The organism is Ruegeria sp. D1(2025), from assembly GCF_056536425.1.
In genome coordinates this window covers 123319-141427 of record NZ_JBQFPO010000007.1, presented here as the reverse complement: position 1 = coordinate 141427, position 18109 = coordinate 123319, and the positions used below count along the sequence as shown (strand labels likewise).

Annotated in this window: 14 protein-coding genes; 6 read left to right on the top strand and 8 right to left on the bottom strand. The window is 57.3% G+C overall.

The annotated features are described in order from the left end of the window. Positions 1 to 56 precede the first annotated feature (56 nt). The 5 genes from ACR1XU_RS16425 to ACR1XU_RS16405 all read right to left on the bottom strand — a co-directional run bounded on the left by ACR1XU_RS16425 (position 57) and on the right by ACR1XU_RS16405 (position 6318). On the bottom strand, positions 57 to 2030 hold the full coding sequence (locus ACR1XU_RS16425; protein ID WP_480907856.1) for a beta-galactosidase: 1974 nt from the start codon (positions 2028 to 2030) through the stop codon (positions 57 to 59). Continuing rightward, positions 2027 to 3673, bottom strand: a complete 1647-nt coding sequence (locus tag ACR1XU_RS16420) for an amino acid ABC transporter permease (RefSeq protein ID WP_480907854.1) — start codon at positions 3671 to 3673, stop codon at positions 2027 to 2029. The genes ACR1XU_RS16425 and ACR1XU_RS16420 overlap by 4 nt, the downstream gene beginning before the upstream one ends. 74 nt (positions 3674 to 3747) lie before the next feature. Continuing rightward, positions 3748 to 4497 (bottom strand): basic amino acid ABC transporter substrate-binding protein, encoded by a 750-nt coding sequence (locus ACR1XU_RS16415; RefSeq protein ID WP_170611251.1) that lies wholly within the window; start codon positions 4495 to 4497, stop codon positions 3748 to 3750. Between the two features lie 22 nt (positions 4498 to 4519). Continuing rightward, on the bottom strand, positions 4520 to 5566 hold the full coding sequence (locus ACR1XU_RS16410) for a LacI family DNA-binding transcriptional regulator (protein WP_480907852.1): 1047 nt from the start codon (positions 5564 to 5566) through the stop codon (positions 4520 to 4522). Continuing rightward, entirely contained in the window at positions 5566 to 6318 is a 753-nt protein-coding gene (locus tag ACR1XU_RS16405; protein WP_480907850.1) for a sugar phosphate isomerase/epimerase family protein, read from the bottom strand. Before ACR1XU_RS16405 ends, ACR1XU_RS16410 begins: the two co-directional genes overlap by 1 nt. A gap of 213 nt (positions 6319 to 6531) precedes the next feature. Here ACR1XU_RS16405 and ACR1XU_RS16400 point away from each other — a divergent pair, with 213 nt between their 5' ends. The 3 genes from ACR1XU_RS16400 to ACR1XU_RS16390 are packed head-to-tail and all read left to right on the top strand — an operon-like array spanning position 6532 to position 10365. Then, positions 6532 to 8730 (top strand): family 1 glycosylhydrolase, encoded by a 2199-nt coding sequence (locus ACR1XU_RS16400; RefSeq protein ID WP_480907848.1) that lies wholly within the window; start codon positions 6532 to 6534, stop codon positions 8728 to 8730. A 25-nt stretch (positions 8731 to 8755) separates the two neighbouring features. After that, the gene (locus ACR1XU_RS16395) at positions 8756 to 9682 is read left to right on the top strand and encodes a carbohydrate kinase family protein (protein WP_480907846.1); all 927 of its coding nucleotides are present in this window, start codon (positions 8756 to 8758) and stop codon (positions 9680 to 9682) included. Between the two features lie 17 nt (positions 9683 to 9699). Further along, on the top strand, positions 9700 to 10365 hold the full coding sequence (locus tag ACR1XU_RS16390; RefSeq protein ID WP_480907844.1) for a D-lyxose/D-mannose family sugar isomerase: 666 nt from the start codon (positions 9700 to 9702) through the stop codon (positions 10363 to 10365). Position 10366: 1 nt separating this feature from the next. On the opposite strand, the gene ACR1XU_RS16385 is transcribed toward ACR1XU_RS16390, so the two are convergent. Further along, positions 10367 to 12067, bottom strand: coding sequence for a tetratricopeptide repeat protein (locus tag ACR1XU_RS16385; protein WP_480907842.1), 1701 nt, complete (start codon positions 12065 to 12067; stop codon positions 10367 to 10369). Between the two features lie 261 nt (positions 12068 to 12328). Here ACR1XU_RS16385 and ACR1XU_RS16380 point away from each other — a divergent pair, with 261 nt between their 5' ends. Continuing rightward, positions 12329 to 14383 carry an alkyl/aryl-sulfatase gene (locus ACR1XU_RS16380; RefSeq protein ID WP_480907840.1) on the top strand — a complete coding sequence of 685 codons (2055 nt, stop codon included), beginning with the start codon at positions 12329 to 12331 and terminating at the stop codon, positions 14381 to 14383. 256 nt (positions 14384 to 14639) lie between these two features. On the opposite strand, the gene ACR1XU_RS16375 is transcribed toward ACR1XU_RS16380, so the two are convergent. Further along, positions 14640 to 15692, bottom strand: coding sequence for a Hint domain-containing protein (locus ACR1XU_RS16375; RefSeq protein ID WP_480813545.1), 1053 nt, complete (start codon positions 15690 to 15692; stop codon positions 14640 to 14642). 216 nt (positions 15693 to 15908) lie between these two features. Between ACR1XU_RS16375 and ACR1XU_RS16370 the strand changes: the two genes are divergently transcribed. After that, positions 15909 to 16187: a hypothetical protein gene (locus tag ACR1XU_RS16370; protein WP_170611274.1), complete on the top strand. Its 279-nt coding sequence runs from the start codon at positions 15909 to 15911 to the stop codon at positions 16185 to 16187. Positions 16188 to 16196: 9 nt separating this feature from the next. Continuing rightward, complete coding sequence (locus ACR1XU_RS16365; RefSeq protein ID WP_480907838.1) at positions 16197 to 16673, top strand: phage holin family protein; 477 nt, start codon at positions 16197 to 16199, stop codon at positions 16671 to 16673. A gap of 161 nt (positions 16674 to 16834) precedes the next feature. Here ACR1XU_RS16365 and ACR1XU_RS16360 read toward each other — a convergent pair whose 3' ends face one another. Continuing rightward, positions 16835 to 18082, bottom strand: a complete 1248-nt coding sequence (locus ACR1XU_RS16360; RefSeq protein WP_480907836.1) for a Tm-1-like ATP-binding domain-containing protein — start codon at positions 18080 to 18082, stop codon at positions 16835 to 16837. Positions 18083 to 18109: the final 27 nt, after the last annotated feature.

Here is an 18109-nt window from a genome sequence, read left to right as displayed (position 1 = left end):
GACAGTTGACAAAAATAATAGGTCCAGATTGCCGGCCAACCGATTGGAAAACCTGGTTAAGCCACTGAGTAATCACACCAGACGGCCAGGTCACACGGGCCAATACTGGCTTGTCCGACCAAAAATCGGCGGCTTTTGTCTTCTGGCAATGTTACTGCGACGTCACCAAAATTGAAGGCGAATGTCAGGTCGCCACGGCGGGTGATGCGCACGTCCGGCCCGAAATCACTGCCAATTACTCCTGCCCAGTCCAATGTTTCGGCGACAATCGCGTGCAGCAGCCCTTTTCGCGGAATCATCGTCAGGTAAGTGGCACGCGCCGAACGCACGGCCGCCGGGCTTCCATCGCGGTAGGGGCTTTCGAATCGCGCGATAACGTCCTGATCCGTCTCCACGATCTCGCGCCAGCCTGTGAACCCATGCGTCTCTCCACCAGTCAGGCGAACGCGTTCTGCCGCCAAATCCGGCAGCGACTCCACCCTCAGGACACGCAGTCCGGTCAAATCTGACAAAAGTCCGGGTGCCAGCCCCTCGGGGGTATGCATGTCGGGCGTTTTGCTGCCAGACCGTGCGCCGATCAGCAATTTTGCCGTGCAGTTCTTCAACTTCTCTGCAAGATCGGGTGTGATGATCATGCTTTGTGGCAATACAACCAGCGCATAGTCGGACAAATCGCTGTCCGGCCCCACGAAATCCAGATCCACCCCATACCGCCGGAATGCGGCATACCATTCACGCACGATCTGCGCGTTTGGAAAAGCATCGTCATGCGGAAGGATGTCCGCAGCCCAAATCGACTCGTAATCCAGCAGCATGGCGACCTGCGCCCGGTCACGGACTTGTTCCGGCAGGTTATCGCGTTCCCCTGCAACCTGCGCCAGCTCGACCGATGCCTGATCAGGGCTGCCATCCGATCTCAGCAACGCAGTGTGGAATTGTTCCTGCGCGAACCTGGCCTGGCGCCACCGAAAAAACATCACTGCCTGCGCACCATGCGCATAGGCCGCCCACGTCCATAGCCGCACCATTCCATCCGCCGGCGAGGGGTTTTTCTCTGCCCAATCAACCGGACCTGGCTGCTGTTCCAGCACCCACATCCGGCCATTTCCCTGACTTCGGTACAGATCGCAGTGAAACCCCTGATAATCCGGTGCCCCGGTGCGTAGGTACCGGTGCTTTTCCTCGTACGTCAGCGTCGAACCCAGCAAGTTTCCCAGCGGGTAACTGTCAAAACCCACGATATCCAGATCAGCACCAACGGCGTGATGATCAAACTCGAAACTGCCCGCCATGAAGTTATGCGTGATGTCCCGGCCCGGTGAAAACTGCCGCAGGATATCCACCTGAGTCCGATTGAACAGCCGTACCCGGTCCGAAGAATATCGCGCGAAATCAAGCGAGTGGGTCGGGTTGGGCATGGCAACCAACCCGTTCGGCAGCCCGATCTGCTCAAAGTCCGAATAGACCGTGCTCCAGAAAACCGTTCCCCAAGTCCGGTTCAGGTTTTCAATCGTCGCGTACCGCTCGGCCAGCCAGCGCTGAAAACCGCGGCGCGCCGCGTCCGAATAGCTGAGAACGGTATCGTGGTCATTGTATTCATTGTCGATCTGCCAGGCGTGAACACAGGGGTTCTGCCCGTAACGGCGGGCATATTCGGTGGCGATCCGTCTGGCTTCGGCCAGGTAGATGTCGCTGGAGAAACAGTAATGCCTGCGCGATCCGAACCCGCGCACCCGGCCATCCGGACCCACAGGAAGGATCTCAGGATGCTCATCAATCAACCATTTTGGCGGCGCGGCAGTGGGCGTGGACATCATCACGCGCAAGCCAGCCTCGCCCAGAATGCCAATCACCTCGTCCAGCCAGCCCCATTTGAACCGCCCGCGCTCAGGCTCGATCAGACCCCAGGTGAACTCGGCAATGCGCACCCAGTCCAGCCCCATGTCCGCCATCCGCGCAGCATCGTCACGCCACTGCGACGCGTCCCATTGTTCCGGGTAGTAGCAGACCCCAAGTTCCAGTTTACTCATCTGTTTTCTCTTGCGGTTCGCCGCTCGATCCATTTCAGGAAACTGGCGCAGCCAAGGGTAATGACCACGTACAGAATGGCCGCAGTGTTGAACGGAGCGAAAGGCAGAAAGCTGGCGGCCTGAAACTCGCGCATGCGCTGAGTCATGTCACGCACCGACAGAATTGACAGAAGCGATGTATCCTTGATCATGGCGATGAATTCATTGCCCAATGGCGGGGTCACGATCCGCAGCGCTTGTGGCAGAATGATCAGCCGCGCAGTCTGCCATCGCGACAGGCCTAATGATCCGCCCGCCTCGATCTGTCCTCGTGGGATGGCCTCGATGCCGGACCGGAAGATTTCGGCCATATAAGCCGAATAGCCCACCGATATGGCGATGATACCACGGGTCATATTGGTCATGTCGATGCCGCCGCCAGTGGCATCCTTGACCGCGCCCGCCAACGGCAGACCGATATATAGGATGATCACCAACATCGGGATGCCCCGGATCGTGTCCACAAAGAACTCGGCCCCGACCGCAAGAGGATGCAGCTTGTGCTGCGCCCCACCTATCGTCAGGGTCAGAAGCAGAAAGCCGAAAACCGCAAAGGCCAGCGCCGGGTTTCGGTATTGGTCGGGCAGAAAGCTGGTATGCCAGATCACCGGATACCCTTTGGTATTTGTCCCGGCGGGAACAAAGGCACCCGACACGCTGTCCACGGACTCGATCTGATCCAGTGCGCTGGCGGCATCCGGTGCGCTGCGGATGCGGTATTGCTGACCTTCTCCGCCCTCGAATTCGCCAAACCGAATGATGTCTGCCTGCGCCTGCGGCGTACCGCGTACAATGGCAATGCGGGCTTCGGTTGTACCGATCAGTTCATAGCTGACCTGCGGCTGCATGAAGAAAAAAGCCGAGACTGCCAGCAGGGCCAGACTGATCGAGCCATAGACCACCGTTGTTCTGGCCTTGGGCTTGAAAGATTGCAATCCTACCCAGATCAGCCCCAGGATCGCGGCAAAGATATAGGCAAATATTGCCGCCCGAAAGGTGATTGCGACACCGGTCGCAAACTGCCAGTGCGCCATGAACATCAGATAAAACAGTGCGGCACCGGTAAGAATCTCTAGCCCCAACCGGACATACCCGCGCATCGCAGTTGGCAGGTTTGGCGAAATCAAGATGACGGCTACCAAAGCCGCATAAACGCAAAGCAGTATCTGCAAACCGCTCTGAACCTGTTGAACCACTTCCGGAAAAAGAACCCATGTCTGTTCTGATCGGTCTATAAGCGCTGACGTATTTTCGCTGAGTGCGTGAAAGAACACGGATTCGGCAAATGGCATCAAAATTTGTGGGGCCACGAAGCCCAGAACCGCCAGCGCTGCGGCCGCTGGCAATGCCGCCAAGGCTGCACCGCGCAACCACAAGGGCGCGACCGTCTGAAACCGGGCGCTGCGGGCGCACAGATAACCCAGCGCGGCTACTGTAAGGATCAGCAGGAACCCGACAAAGATCGCGCCTGCATTGTTGCCGATCCCCAGGATGGAGATAAGGGATCGCAGGTATTTTGAAGACGTTGCAAAGAGATAGATGATAAACGGGGCCGCAGCGAGCAACACAAGATTGCTCGGCCGGATCGAGCTGAGGCGGGACATGGGATTTCTTCGACCTCTCTGCTGGGGTTGGATCCGGCGGTCAGAACCGCCGGACCTTCTGTTCGTTCAGAGGATCACTCGGTACTCCAGTACTTGCCGACCAGGGCGTCCAGCGTGCCATCTTCCTTGATCGCCGCCAGCCCTTCGTTGATCGCGTCAACGGTGGCGTCACCTTCCTGAAACACGATGCCCAGCGGATCGGACTGCAGACCGGTGATACCCACGGTCAGTTCACCTGCAAACTCCTGCTCGTAAGCCGCAGCCGAAGTTCCGTCGATGATGACGCCCTGCACATCGGCGTTCTGCAGTGCCAAAATGGCGGCCGAGAAATTATCATACAGGCTGACATTCTCACGCCCAACCAGTTCTTCGGCCAGCTGCGCATTGGTGGTACCGGTTTGCGCCGCCAGTTTCTGGCCGCCAGCCTTGAAGTCATCCAGTGTCATGTCAGAGTTATCGACCTGCAGCAGGATGGCCTGGCTGACCACGATATAGGGGTCCGAGAAATCCATGGTTTCTTCGCGTTCCGGCGTGATCGACACGCCCGAGATCACCAGATCGAACTCGCCCTGTTGAAGCGCCGCAAAGATGCCGTCCCAGGCGGTGTTCACGAAGTTCGGAACGCAATTCACCTTTTCACAGATCGCGTTCATCACATCCACGTCGAAACCAACGATCTGGCCCGTGGATTCATCAACGGTTTCCATCGGTGGATAGGTGGCATCGGTTCCGATTTTAAGCACGCGCCCTTCCAGATCGGCGGCCATGGCCACGGGTGCGGTCAGCGCGGTCAGCGCCGCTGCGGCAAACAAGTTCTTGAACATTTTCGTCTACTCCTCTGTTGGTTCAATTTGTGTGCGCCGTTTGCGGCGCGGCAGTGTCAGGTTGCCGCTCGATCAATCTGGCCCTGATCTTTTTTTGTGTCCTTGCGGGGTCGGCCCCCTCCAGCGTTTTCAGCATGTACTCGCCCAGCAATTGGCTGGTCTCTTCGATCGGCACATAATAGGTGCTGGGTGGCGGCACGAAGTACCGACTGAGTTGCAGGTCATCGGTCGAGATGACGACAAGATCCCGTCCAACCTTTACACCGGCGCGATGCGCGCCAGACAATACACCAAGCGTCATCGCTTCGTTTGCGCATATGCAGGCGCTGGGTCGGTTCGGCAGGCGCATAAGATCATCGAAAACCCGCTGCCCCGTTTTTGCAGTGACCGGACCGTTGAAGATCAGTTCCGGCTCTACCGGCAAACCACCGGCCAACAGTGCGGTGGCATAGCCTTGCTGTCGTTGCGTCGCATAAATCAGGTTCTTTGGCGGGTTGGCCAAGGCGATACGTCGGTGCCCAAGCCGGATCAGGCGCGCCGTTGCATCATGCGCTGCGGCCTGACTGTCCAGATCGACGTAGGCATGTGGGGCTTTGCTTTCGCTCATGCCCATGGTGACGAAGGGAAAGTCTTTTTTCTGCAGGAACGCGATGCGCGGATCGTCGTGTAATGTACCGGAAAAGATCACACCATCGGCCAGACCGTCCTGAACAATCCGGCCCAGTTTTGCCATTGCATCTGTGACGTCCGAGACGCTGAACACACTCAACTCATACCGCGACCCCTGAAGCGCACTGGAGATTCCAGCCACGATACGGGTGAATTCCACCCCTTCCCACTCATCGGCCGTGTCCGGGGATACGCTGACCAAAACCGCAATGCGATAGGATTTGTTGGTGCGCAGTTTCAACCCGTCCAGATTGACCCGATAGCCCATTTTAGCCGCGACGGCCTGGATCACTTCGCGCGTTTCCGCCTTGACCGACGCCGCCCCGCGCAGCGCATTGGAAACGGTTCCCACCGAATAGCCGGTTTGTCTGGCTATCGACTTGATCGTCGCCCGCGCCATTACCCGACCCCGGCCAAAAACCGGTCGCACAGGAAACGACGACCGGAGTTGAGTATTTCGGCATGGTTTTGCGTGTCGTCATGTTCGACAAAAATGTCAGTGCAGGCACTGTCGGCCAAGGCCTGCAAAACCGGAGCCCAATCAACCAACCCCTGCCCCGGCGCACACCAGAGATCACCCTCCGGCCCGGCTCGGAGCTTCACGTCCTTTGCGTGCGCCGACGTTATCCGGTTGGAATATCGGTTCAGTAGATGGTGGGGTTCAGAAACGGCAGATGCCAGCCATCCGATATCCGGCTGCCAATACAACGCCTTTCTGGACAATATGATATCCAGCGGCGTTTCACCCCTGGGGCCGACCAGTTCAAAGTCATGGTTATGATACGCCAGACATATGCCGTGCTCAGCCAGACGCGCGGCCCAGCCTGCCAACTGGCCCGACACTACCCACCATCCCTGGGCAGTGTCGGGCCTGGCCTCGGGCGCCAGCCAAGGCATGACGGCCACTCGGCATTCCAAACCCCTCAGCAAGGTGATGATTTCTTGGAACCGGCTTTCGAAATCTTCCCATTCAAAATGTGCCGACCGGACCTTCAATCCGGATTGCCGCACCTGCTTTATCATTTCCGATACAGAGAGACCGTGAAACCCGACCGTCTCAACATCGGCAAATCCGCAGTGCGCGACCAGATCAAGCTGAGATCGCAGATCGCCAAGCTGGCGCACGGTATATAGCTGGGCTGATATCCGCATTTACACCGGTTTAAGTTCATTGAAACGTTTCAAACATCGTGAAACAACCCGCCGTTCTTTGTCAAGCACCGAAAAAAGCTGATGTCCTGACCGGATTCCAAGACGGGTATTTGAGCAGAAGAAGTCATTTTTGACTGCGCATACATCTGGATTGCCGCAAAAGGACCTGATAAATGATAGCGCAATCATTCCCGACCCCGGCAGGTTCTGAGCATGAATTTCAAACGCAGCGACTTTCCCAAAGATTTCCTCTTTGGCGTGGTGTCACCTGCCTGCCAGGGCGAGGAAGCCAACAGGGATGATCCGCGTCAGGTCGGGCGGGAAACACTTCCGGCTTCGACCGAAAACTTGGCTGGTTCGGCGTATGACCCCCTCAGCAAGCTGGAACAGTGGCTCGATCCGGTAAGCGAAGCCGGGTTTGACGGCTTGGCTTTCACGGTCAGCTGGACGCGGGTGATGCCCGAAGGCCGCGGCGCGGCCAGCCCGGATGGTCTTGATTATTATGACCGGCTGGCAGACGCTTTGCTGGACCGTGGCATACGCCCCTGCGCCACCCTTTTTCACCAGGGCTTGCCCACGGCGCTTGCGGACCTGGGGGGTTGGCGAAATCGCGACATTGCCGGTTGGTTCGCTGACTTTACGGAAATCATAATGGGCCGTGTCGGCGACAGGATGTACAGCGTCGCGCCAATTTGTCTGCCACTGGACGTTATTGAATCAAATCGCCAAATCCCTGGACAGCGCTTTACACGAACTACGGCGCGTACCATGCACCATCTGCTTTTGGCGCATGGGCAGTCGATCCAGTCCATGCGCGGGCTGGGCATGACAAATCTTGGCGTCATGCTGGACATCGATCAGGCTGAAATTGCGACTGCTGATGACCAAGGAGAGCGCACAGTCGGGAATGGCTCCCGATCATACGTGCGCTACATCAACAACGCCCTGTTCCGCAAAACCTATTCCGTAGACGAACCGGACAAGTTGGAGCAACTTCTGCCACATGGTTGGCAGGATGATTTCGAAACGATTGGCGTGCCGATAGACTGGTGTGCCCTCAACTGTATTTCGAGCGAAATCGCCGATCCGCCAGACCGGCCGGAACAGAAAATCAGTCCTGAACTTCCGAAGCTTCTGTTACACATACAACAGGAATACACCGGCGACCTGCCCATCTATGTCACTGATGGCATTCAGCGGAACCTCGGTCAGCGCACAATTGAACAAGGGACCGAACGCCTGAACCAAGCTCTTGGAGCGGTTCAAACTGCAATGGATCAAGGCGTGCCGGTCGAAGGGTTTTTTGCCCGATCCTTGCCTGGCGATGATAAGTTTGCAGAAAACGGATCGTTCGAGGCAATAAAGAGCGCGTTGTCAAAAGTAGAGGTTCTGGCGCGTCCCATGACGCAGCCTGCTGGTCGCATGCATGAGCATTGGAACCTAGTTGCCGATATCGGTGGGACCAACACCCGGCTCGGAGTGATTTCGAACGGGCAACTGACTGAATTGCGAAAACACCCGACAGGCAATCTTTCCCAGTTGCTCACGGCCTTCCACGAGTTGAGGGACGACATCGGAACTGACCCGCGCGCGGTGGTCGCGGCCGGGGCCGGGCCGGTAAAAAATGGAACGATCCGGTTGACCAACGCCCATCTGGACCTGTCCGAAACAGACATCGGGCGGGCAACGGGCGCGCAGAATACATTCGTCATTAATGACTTCACCGCGGCCGCCTGGTCGGTAGCGGAAATCTCATCAAGTGATGTCGATGTCCTGCAAGGGTCCGAAACACCTCCGCCCGGAACCCGGCTGGTGGTTGGACCGGGCACTGGTCTTGGCGTTGGCGCATTGCTCTACTCGGAAGGGCGCTACCATACTGTGTCGGGCGAAGGCGGCCATATCGGCTTGTCCCCGCGCCATGATGATGAGGTCGAGGTCTTCCGCGCTGCCCGAAGTATCGCGCCCGATTGTTTCTTTGACGACAGTCTGGTGCTGGAAGCCGAGATGTTTCTGAGCGGCACCGGCCTGCCGGTTCTGTATCAGGCTATTGGCCTGGCCGCGGGTCATGCCGACACGCCAAAACGCAACGCCCGGGACATCCTACAGGATGCACGTGCGCAAACTGATCCGTTCGCGGTGAAGGCGGCGCAAATGTTCACCACGCATCTTGGCGCCATGATGGGCGATCTGGCGGTGACCCTCATGCCAATAGGTGGCGTTTATCTGGTTGGCGGTGTGGCAGAAAAGAACCGCTGGCTGTTTCGTGACGCATTCTGTGCGGCCTTCAATGCAGGTGGCCGCTTCAGTGAGTTGCGCCGGTCGATGAACCTCTATGTTTCAGAGCAGGCTGAATTCGGCATAATCGGAGCAAACAACTTCTGCAAAAACGCCCTGCGCGACAAGGGCATCTGATCTCCAATCCGAAAGGACCCCTATCTTGATCCTGTGTTGTGGCGAAGCTTTGATTGATATGATTGCCTCTCCGACGCTGTCCGGGGAACAGGGGTTTGTGCCCCATTCCGGCGGTGCCGTTTTCAATACGGCCATTGCACTGGGTCGTCTTGGGGCGCCGGCCGCGATGCTGACAGGTTTGTCTACGGACATGTTTGGCCGACAACTGGAAAAGGCGCTCAACGACAGTCATGTCGATACTACGCATCTGATAACATCAGACCGCCCAACAACGCTGGCCTTTGTGCAATTGCAGAACGGGCAAGCCACATACAGTTTCGTTGACGAGAACACCGCAGGACGCATGCTGCGCCCCGAAGACATGCCAGAACAGCTGACAACGGTATCAGCAATGTATTTCGGCGGGATAAGTCTGGCGTGTGAGCCTTGTGCGGATGCGTATGCCGCGTTGCTTGACCGCCACGGATCGGATCGCGCTGTCATGCTGGATCCGAATATCCGCCCAGGTTTCATCAAGGACCCGACCAGATACCGCACCCGTCTGAACCGCATGATTTCGCAAACCGATATCCTCAAGGTTTCGGACGAGGATTTGAACTGGATCATACCGGGCCCGGAGCCTTTGGAAGAAAAGGTGCCTTTGCTGCTGCAGGCCGGTCCTGCCGTGGTTGTGGTCACTCGGGGCAGCGACGGCGCTTCCGGGTATCTTGCTGATGGATCGAACGTCTCGGTGCCTGTGAAACCGGCAGAGGTTGTCGACACGGTAGGCGCCGGCGACACATTCAATGCAGGCGTGTTGGCCCAGTTGAACGGGTCGGGTCACCTAACCAAACCGGGCTTGCGCAATCTGTCCGGCACCCAGTTGCGCGCGACCCTTGAAATGGGGGCCGAAGTAGCCGCCGTTACCGTATCCCGCGCCGGGGCAAACCCGCCGTGGCAGCACGAGCTATAAGAAAAGGAAGGTCTTTCGTGAAACGATCCGAAATCAATCGCATCAAGGCAGAAGCTCAGGCCTTCATCCAGTCTTTCGGGGCGGTTCTGCCACCCTTTGCGGACTGGTCGCCCGACGAAATCCGCAGCCCGCAAGCTTCAGGTATCCGCGAACGAGGGTTGGGCTGGGATATCACCGATTACGGACAAGGTCGGTTTGATGAACTGGGTTTGTTTCTGTTCACCTTGCGCAATGGCGACGTGACCCAACTAAATCAGGGGCGTGGCATGCTGTATGCTGAGAAACTGCTGATTTCGCGGGACAAACAGCTTTCGCCCATGCACCGGCATATCATCAAGGCTGAAGACATCATCAACCGTGGTGGTGGTGACCTGGTTATGGAAATCTATGGATCTGACGCCGAGGGCGGCATAGACCGCGATAATGCCGTGACCGTACCCAGCGACAGTTGCCCCGTGACAATCCAACCGGGCGAGCATCTGCGGCTGAAACCGGGCCAGAGTGTCACACTCATGCCCGGTATCTGGCATGCTTTCTGGGCGGAACAGGGCGATTGTCTGATTGGTGAGGTGTCCACGGTTAATGATGACCGTACCGACAACGTGTTCGAAGATCCCATTCCCCGCTTCGCCTCAATTGAGGAAGACGTGGCCCCCGACTTTTTGCTGGTTGCAGACTATTAAATCAGGTGTCGCCGGGCAGTCCGGCGTTGCTGAGACTGCGTAGCAGTTTCCGCTTGAATGCTTCATCCAGTTGCCAGATGGAGAGTGTTTTCAGCGCGTTGGCTGAAAACTCCGGCTGAAGTCTCAGCAGGTCACGGATTGCAGCCCTGGCGCGATCCGGCTGACCGGCTTCGTGACTTAGGGCAACGCGCCACAGATGCGTCCAGAAAAAATCCGGCATCTCGATCTGGTTCAGCTCGGTCAGGGCCTGTTCGAATTCACCCTGATCAAACAGGTAGAAGACACGCGGGAACCGATACCAATGGGGGTAAACCGGATTCAGCGCAATCGCGCGATCCACCAGTGCCAACCCCTCATCCCAGTCTCCGCCGAAGGCCAGGCGCATACCATAATGTGCCAAGATGGCCGCATCATTTGGATTAAGGTCAATCGCTACTGCACCCGACTTCCGGAAACCATCCATGTCACCCATGACAAACCTCAGGTTCGCCAGCATCAGATGAGCCGTCGGCAGGTTGGGATCGATCTGCAACGCCCGGCGCGCAGCCACGTTTGCAGATTGCAGTACCTGAGTGCGATCGCCACCCAGATTGAACCGGACCTGCTGCAGATAAAGGTTCGACAGAACCGCCCATGCCTCGGCGTAGTCAGGATTTTGGTCAACCGCTTTCAGAATGCAGGATTTGACCTCGGCGTGGCGACTGAGGTTTATGCGGATCTGATAGGCGTAATACTCGAGAACGCAATCATAGGCGTCCCGGTTTCTGGGCGGTGTACGGGCTGCGGACCGCATCGCGTCATGTGTCAGCAATCCGTATTTGCCGGCCAACTGCCCGGTTACGTCCCGGATGATCTGATCCTGAGCTCGATAGATCTCGGTCGGGGACCGCCCGACAGAATAACTGCGCACCCAGACATACCGCGCCTCGGCCAGATTGATCAGCCGTGCTGACAAGCGCAGGGAATCTCTGGTTTCCAGAACGCTGCCTTCAAGCGCGTAGTCCGCTTTGAATTCAGTCCGGAGCGTCTGCGGATCGGTGTCGCCGCCCCAAAAACGGCCAACCGTCCCCAGTGGCAGAACCCACAAATCGTTGAACCTGATCAGTTCGGTCGTCAGTTGTTGCGTAATGCCATCAGCCAGAACCAGGGACGCCTCGCCCATTGAATCAAACGGCAAGACCGCAATGATTGGCCCCTTGGGCAACCCCGGGTCTCGTTCCGAGGGCGGGTCATACAAGACAGACCATCCCGCCCATATCACTGCACATACTACCCCAAGGCACGCACCCAGAAATATTCTGGTGGATCGCGACCGGCTTTCCTTTTTCAAAGGCTCTGATGCGGGTTGAACAGAACTGGGTTGGGCAAACGTCATCCGTTCGAACCGCGGCGCATAACCGCCCTTGGGAATGCTGAGACGTATCGGATCGTCGCGACCAGGACCGGCATAGTACCCATCGATGTCCTGACGCAGACGGCGCGCTTCAAGCCGGACAACCGGATCGGATTGCTGATCGAAACTGGCATCGCGATCAAAGACCGACATGGCAATCGACACGCCCTTGATATGGCCAGCCCGCCCGGCCAGATATTCGTCGACCACATAAGCCAAAAAGGCCCGGCGCTGGGGCGTCGCTGAAAACTCTGGGTGGTCAAGAAGGCGCTGCAACTGCGTGCGGATATCCCGTTCTGATATGGCCAAATCCGGCATCCAGTTCTGAAAAATGGTTTTGCTATCGGCTCTTATGGCAAATGTTTCACCGCTTTTACATCCACTACCGCCCAGGTAGCAACATGTTCGCACTTCACGAGCGCGCGCGAATGCATAACAGCCTTTGCTTCAACAGGAGTTGCAGCAGGTGATCGGTTTGTCTTTCCAAACTTCCAAGAATGCGGAACGGAACATCTGAACACGCTCCTGAAAACCACGATCGAGCATTTATCAATTGGAGCTGCCCAACCTATGGCACGTCGACACATTCTGGCCCTTTCCACCGCATTGCTGACTGCCTCCGCAAGTCTTGTAGCCGCACAGGAGCATTTTGATCCCAAGGGTAAACTGCCCTCGGAATTCACGGTCAATTTTCAGGAAAAATTGCGCAACACCCTGCCGTTCGAGGATCAGCGGGATTTTGAAGAAAGCCGTAAAGGCCTGATCGCCGTTCCCGATTATCGCCAGATCACGACCGAGGACGGCACAGTGGCCTGGGATATCGGCAGCTATGACTTCCTGCTGGAAGACGGGCAGGAGTTCGATTCGATCCACCCGTCGCTGCAACGCCAGGCAGTTTTGAACATGAACTACGGCCTGTTTGAAATTCTGGAAGGCCAGATTTATCAGGTGCGTGGCTTTGACCTTTCGAATATTTCCTTTGTTCGCGGCGAAAGCGGCTGGATCATCTTTGACCCGCTGGCGTCGAAGGAAACCGCCGCTGCCGCATTGAAGCTGCTGAACGACACGGTGGGTGAGTTGCCGGTCAAAGCGGTGGTTTATTCACACTCTCACGCCGACCACTATGGCGGTGTGCGCGGTGTCATTACCGACGAAGATGTCGCCAATGGCGTTGAAGTCATCGCGCCTGCCGGTTTCATGGAACATGCCGTTTCCGAGAACGTTTATGCGGGCAATGTGATGAACCGCCGGCTGTTCTTCCAATACGGCGTTCTGCTGCCGCGAAATCCTTACGGCCATGTGGACCAGTCGATCGGCAAGAACATCTCGGCCGGAACCACCGGCCTGATTGAACCGACCCGCTATGTCTCGGATGACTATGAAGAGATCACTATCGACGGCGTGCGCATGATCTTCCAGAACACACCGGGTACCGAGGCCCCGGCGGAGATGAACACCTACTTCCCCGACCTCAAAGCGTTCTGGGCGGCTGAAAACATCACCGGCACCATCCATAACATCTACACTCTGCGCGGTGCGCTGGTCCGTGATGCGCTGAGCTGGTCCAAGCATATCAACGATGCGCTTTACGAATTCGGGCAGGATGCCGAACTGATGTTCGCCTCGCACTCATGGCCGCGTTTCGGCAATGATCGTATTCAGGAGGTGATGCGGGCACAGCGCGACACCTATGCCAACCTCAACAACGGGGTTCTGAACCTGGCCAACAAGGGCGTGACCATCAATCAGGTCCACAACGTCTATGAGGTGCCGCAGAGCCTTCAGGATCAATGGGCAGCACGCAGCTATCATGGCTCGGTCGAGCATAACAGCCGCGCGGTGATCAACCGCTATCTGGGTTATTGGGATGCCAACCCGACGACGCTGACGCCCCTTTCACCCGAAGACAGCGCACCACTGTTTGTCGAGATGATGGGCGGCGCCGAGCCGATCATGGCAAAAGGTCACGAACTGGTGGCTGCCGGGAGATATCTCGAAGCGACCGAGATCCTCAACAAACTTGTCTACGCCGAGCCGCAGAACCAGACCGCCAAGGACTTGCTGGCCGATGCCTTCGAACAGATTGGATATCAGAAGGAAAGCCCCTCGGTCCGCAACTCGTTCCTGGGTGCGGCCTATGAACTGCGCAATGGCATCCCACAGGGCGCCACAATCGAAACCACCGGCCCGGATACGATCAAGGCCATGCCGACAAGCATGTGGCTGGACTTTCTTGGCATCCGCGTCAACAGCGCCAAAGCGGCAGGGATGGAGTTCACGATCAATCTGACGATCCCCGATCGGGACGAAAACATCGTGGTCGAGATGAGCAACGCCACGCTGACCCACATCGTGGGCCAAAAAGCTGATGACGCCGACCTTTCGATTGCTCTGAACCGCACCGACCTGGAACAGGTCATGACCGGAGAGCGGAAGCTGACAGATATGCTGGCGGACGGAACGGCGAAGTCCGAAGGCAATGCGGATCTGGTGGCGCAACTGGCCTCAACTCTGGACCAGTTCGATCTGGGGTTTGAGCTGATGCCCGGTACCGGCGCGCAGGACCTGACGGCCCCTGCCAACGATTTTGCTCAACCACCCCTTGCGAACTCCAACGGCGGCTGATTCCCCGATCAGCCAACCGGTTCCTTATCACACCGAACCGGCAACGTTGTGGAGGGCAGGTTTGTCCTGCCGAAAGACGGGCTGCCCCAGCGGCCCGTCTTTTTCGCCTTTCTTGTGAGGCTAGAATGTCTTTTTTGCCGCCGAACCCCACCACAGGGACGTGCATGAAATCAGACCTCATCCGCAAAACAATGGCGCTTCGTGAGCCTTCAGGCCCCCGCAATCAACGATCTTCAGGTTGTTTCCAGTCCGGAAGTCAGCCCACCATGATGCTGGCTTCGTGTTTTTTCAGAACCCGCGCCGCCGTCGGGCCGTAGTTCCTACAAACGCCATCGGCAATCTCGGGAAAAATCTCGACGATCTCGTTCCAGGACTCCTCTGAGAAGCCTCGCGCGGCGATGTCACCGGGATAAAGGCTTTCAGAAAACGCGCCATTTGAATGCACGATTTCATGCCTGTCGAAGATGAAATGGAAATAGGTTACTTGCGACACGTCCGCCGCGACTGACACGCCGGGTAAGCCCAGCAAGTGCTTGGCCGCGACCAGCACCGCCTTGTCACCAAAGTGGATTTCATTGACAGGCTTCGTCACCAGCATCCGGTGGTTTGGCGATACCATCAGATCCGACGACGGAGAGTTCGGCGCGAGTGCCCCTTGCGCTATCCGGATCGGTGTCAGATGCCGCTGCGCGGACAAATCCAGGGTGCGTGATCCGATCCATCGAATTTTCCTGGCCTGCCCGTCCGCTGTATCAACCAGATCTCCGGCCATCAGGCTTTCGACAGGCCTTGAACCGTCTGGTGTGCCGATCAGGGTACCTTTCACGAAACAGGGTACATCGACAATTGCGTCGGGGTCAGTGGTATCCGGCGCGTTTCCTGGCGTTACATTTGAGATTGAGAACGGGTAGTTGGTGCCCGGAACAAGCGGTTCGGACGTGATATAACCGGCCAAGGTGCCGTCGACCTCGACCCGGAACACGTCGATCGTTCCGCCGCCCGGTTTGAAAAGCTGATAGGATTCTTCGAGGTAGATATTGCCACTCAGGAACGTGACAGACCCGTCCAGACTGGTCACGTCGCCTGTCTGCGTCAGGTCATCGCCAACTTCGTTGTTGAATCTGTCACCGTTGAAATCCGTGCCATTGTCCGGCGCGCCATTGACCAGCGTCCCTCCGGCGCCGTCAACCACCGAAAACAACACCCGGTCCGCATTCGGGTCATACGTATTGGACAGCGTGACACCGCCGCCAAAAAACGAAACGGTTATTACGCTGGGATCATACCCGATATACGAATAATTCGCCATAAAGTGACCTCACGCTCGCGAAACACGCTTCATTTGTTATACTGAGTTAAGTTGGGCTTTAATAAGGAACTTTTGTGCAGCAGAACCGATCACACATGTCCACGAAGTTGCTACCTTGCACGCCAATCAATTAATTCTTGATGAACAGAGACCCCGGACACCAACCGCGAGGCTCAGGTAGCCAAACAGAACACCGGGGCAGAAGGGTCCAAAGGGATGGTCACAAAAGCAGAGCTTGAACAGCAGGTTGCTGAGTTAAAGCGCCAATTGGCGGAGTATTCCCGCAACGAGAAGCCGATTGAACATCGCGAAACCAATGACCCACAGACACCTGATCACGAGATAATATCAGAAGCTTGGGCCGAAAATCTGCGACATCTTCCCGGGCAGATCGAAGATGTGCTGACCGAACTGGAAGATTTGCCCCACAAAAAGCCGATCCTGTTTGCCCTTGGTGTCTTTGCCCTTGGGTATTTGATTGGCCGGTCCCGGTAGGAGCGTATCATGAGCCGTATATCCAGAAACTTGTCGATCGTCCTACGTTCAGAACGGCTGATTGCCCAGCGGCAATTTACCATCGCGGCGCGCCGCACCGGGCTATTTGCCGCGGCCGGTCTGGCCGTAGGGCTGGCTGTGATCATGCTGAATGTCGCAGGCTATTTCGCATTGTCAGAAACACTATCGAAACCGCTGTCGGCGCTTCTGGTTGCCGCCGCGAACCTTGCGCTGGCGGTTTTGCTGGCCCTCTTTGCCAAATCAATGTCCTCGCAGTCCGACAGTGAAACAGTGACTGAATTGCGCGACATGGCGCTGGCAGACATCGAAGAAGAAATCCGCGACGGGCTGACACAGGCGCAGGACGCGATTACGCATGTCAAAAAGATGTCACGGGACCCTTTCGGGACAATCGCGCCCGAACTTGCCGCCGTAATTGTGAAGATACTGGCGCGACGCGCTTCCGATCGCTCAAAAACGGACTAGAAAGCCTCAGAGTCCAAGACTGACGCCTAATCTATCCAACCTACCGGCCGCTACAGAGGTCGAAATGTCCTTCGCCGATGCCCTCGCGCCTACAGGCATGCGAGGGTCACAGTCGACAGGCCAAAGGTTCCCAAGCGCACTCCGGACGGAAGCAGCGCGCTTTAGGCTGCAGGTACACTGGCGGGAACAATGCCCTGTGCGACCCATTGGTCGAATATCTCCAGGGCGATGATGCAGAATTCCGGGTCATTGATATGGGCGTCCAGTTCGGTTGCCTGAACCGAAGGTGCGACGGTGGTTGTCAGGGCGTCAATAAAAGCGCTCAGGCCATCTGGGTCGTGACAATCTCCACCCGGGCGGTCCCATTCCTCGATGCCACCGCGCGGTATGATCAGATGGGTGGGCGCGGGACTTTCGCCGAGGCGCTTGTTCAGTTCGTGGGCAATCTCGCGCCGCTCGTCAGCAGTGTAGTAGGTGTTCTTGACCAATTTGTTGTGGGTGTGGATCGGACGGTCCAGAAACCGTTCCGGGATGTCTTGCCAGCCCGCAAAATCTATCAGGTCCATACAGCCCGGGGCCACGATCTGCGGAATGCCGGCCCGCCCTGCCCCGCGATGCCGGTCCTTGCCTGCGTTCACAACGGAACCGGCCAGCAGATTGCCCAATTCGCACCCGGCAAAGTCCATAACGCAGACAAAGCCGTTTTGGCCTGCGATCTGTTCAAAGGCCATGCCGCCCATGCCCATGGCATGAAATACGGCAACTTCATAACCGCGCTCTTCCAACGCAGGTTTGAGTGTCTTGATGTATTTGAGGCATGAGGTCCCCAACGAGGTGACACCCACCATCGGACGCCCGCTTTTGGCCGGTTCTGCCGCGCGTGCGGCCCCCAAAACGGCGCCTGCCGCTTGTGACAGCGACGATTTGCAGATCGCGTTCAACCCATACAGCCCCCCGGCCCAGAGGATCATCTGGATGTCCGGCGAAAGACGCTCGGCCGGGATCAGGGCCGAGAAGGACACGGTAGAGACGACGTATTTGGGCACTCCGATGGGCAACGATTGACAGACATCCAGCGCAAGATCGGTACCCATGGTGCCGCCCAGTATGATCACACCGTCAATCAGGCCCTGATCGTGCAAGCGGCGGGTCAGGACACAGGCACCGGCGGACATGATCTGCATAGCCACATGTTCGCTGCCGCTGTCTATGGCAGCCTGAATCGAGCTGCCACCCGCCTTGGCCACATCATGTTTCGAATAGTCGGTGGGATTGGCGGGGTCGCCCAGAACACTGACGTCCAGGGTCAGCACACCACCGCCCAAGGAACGGATCTTTGCCGCCATGAACTCCAACTCGTCGTTTTTGGTGTCATATGTCCCAACGACAAGGATCGTCTTGTCCGCCATGAGGTCCTCCGCTGAATTTTAATTAAC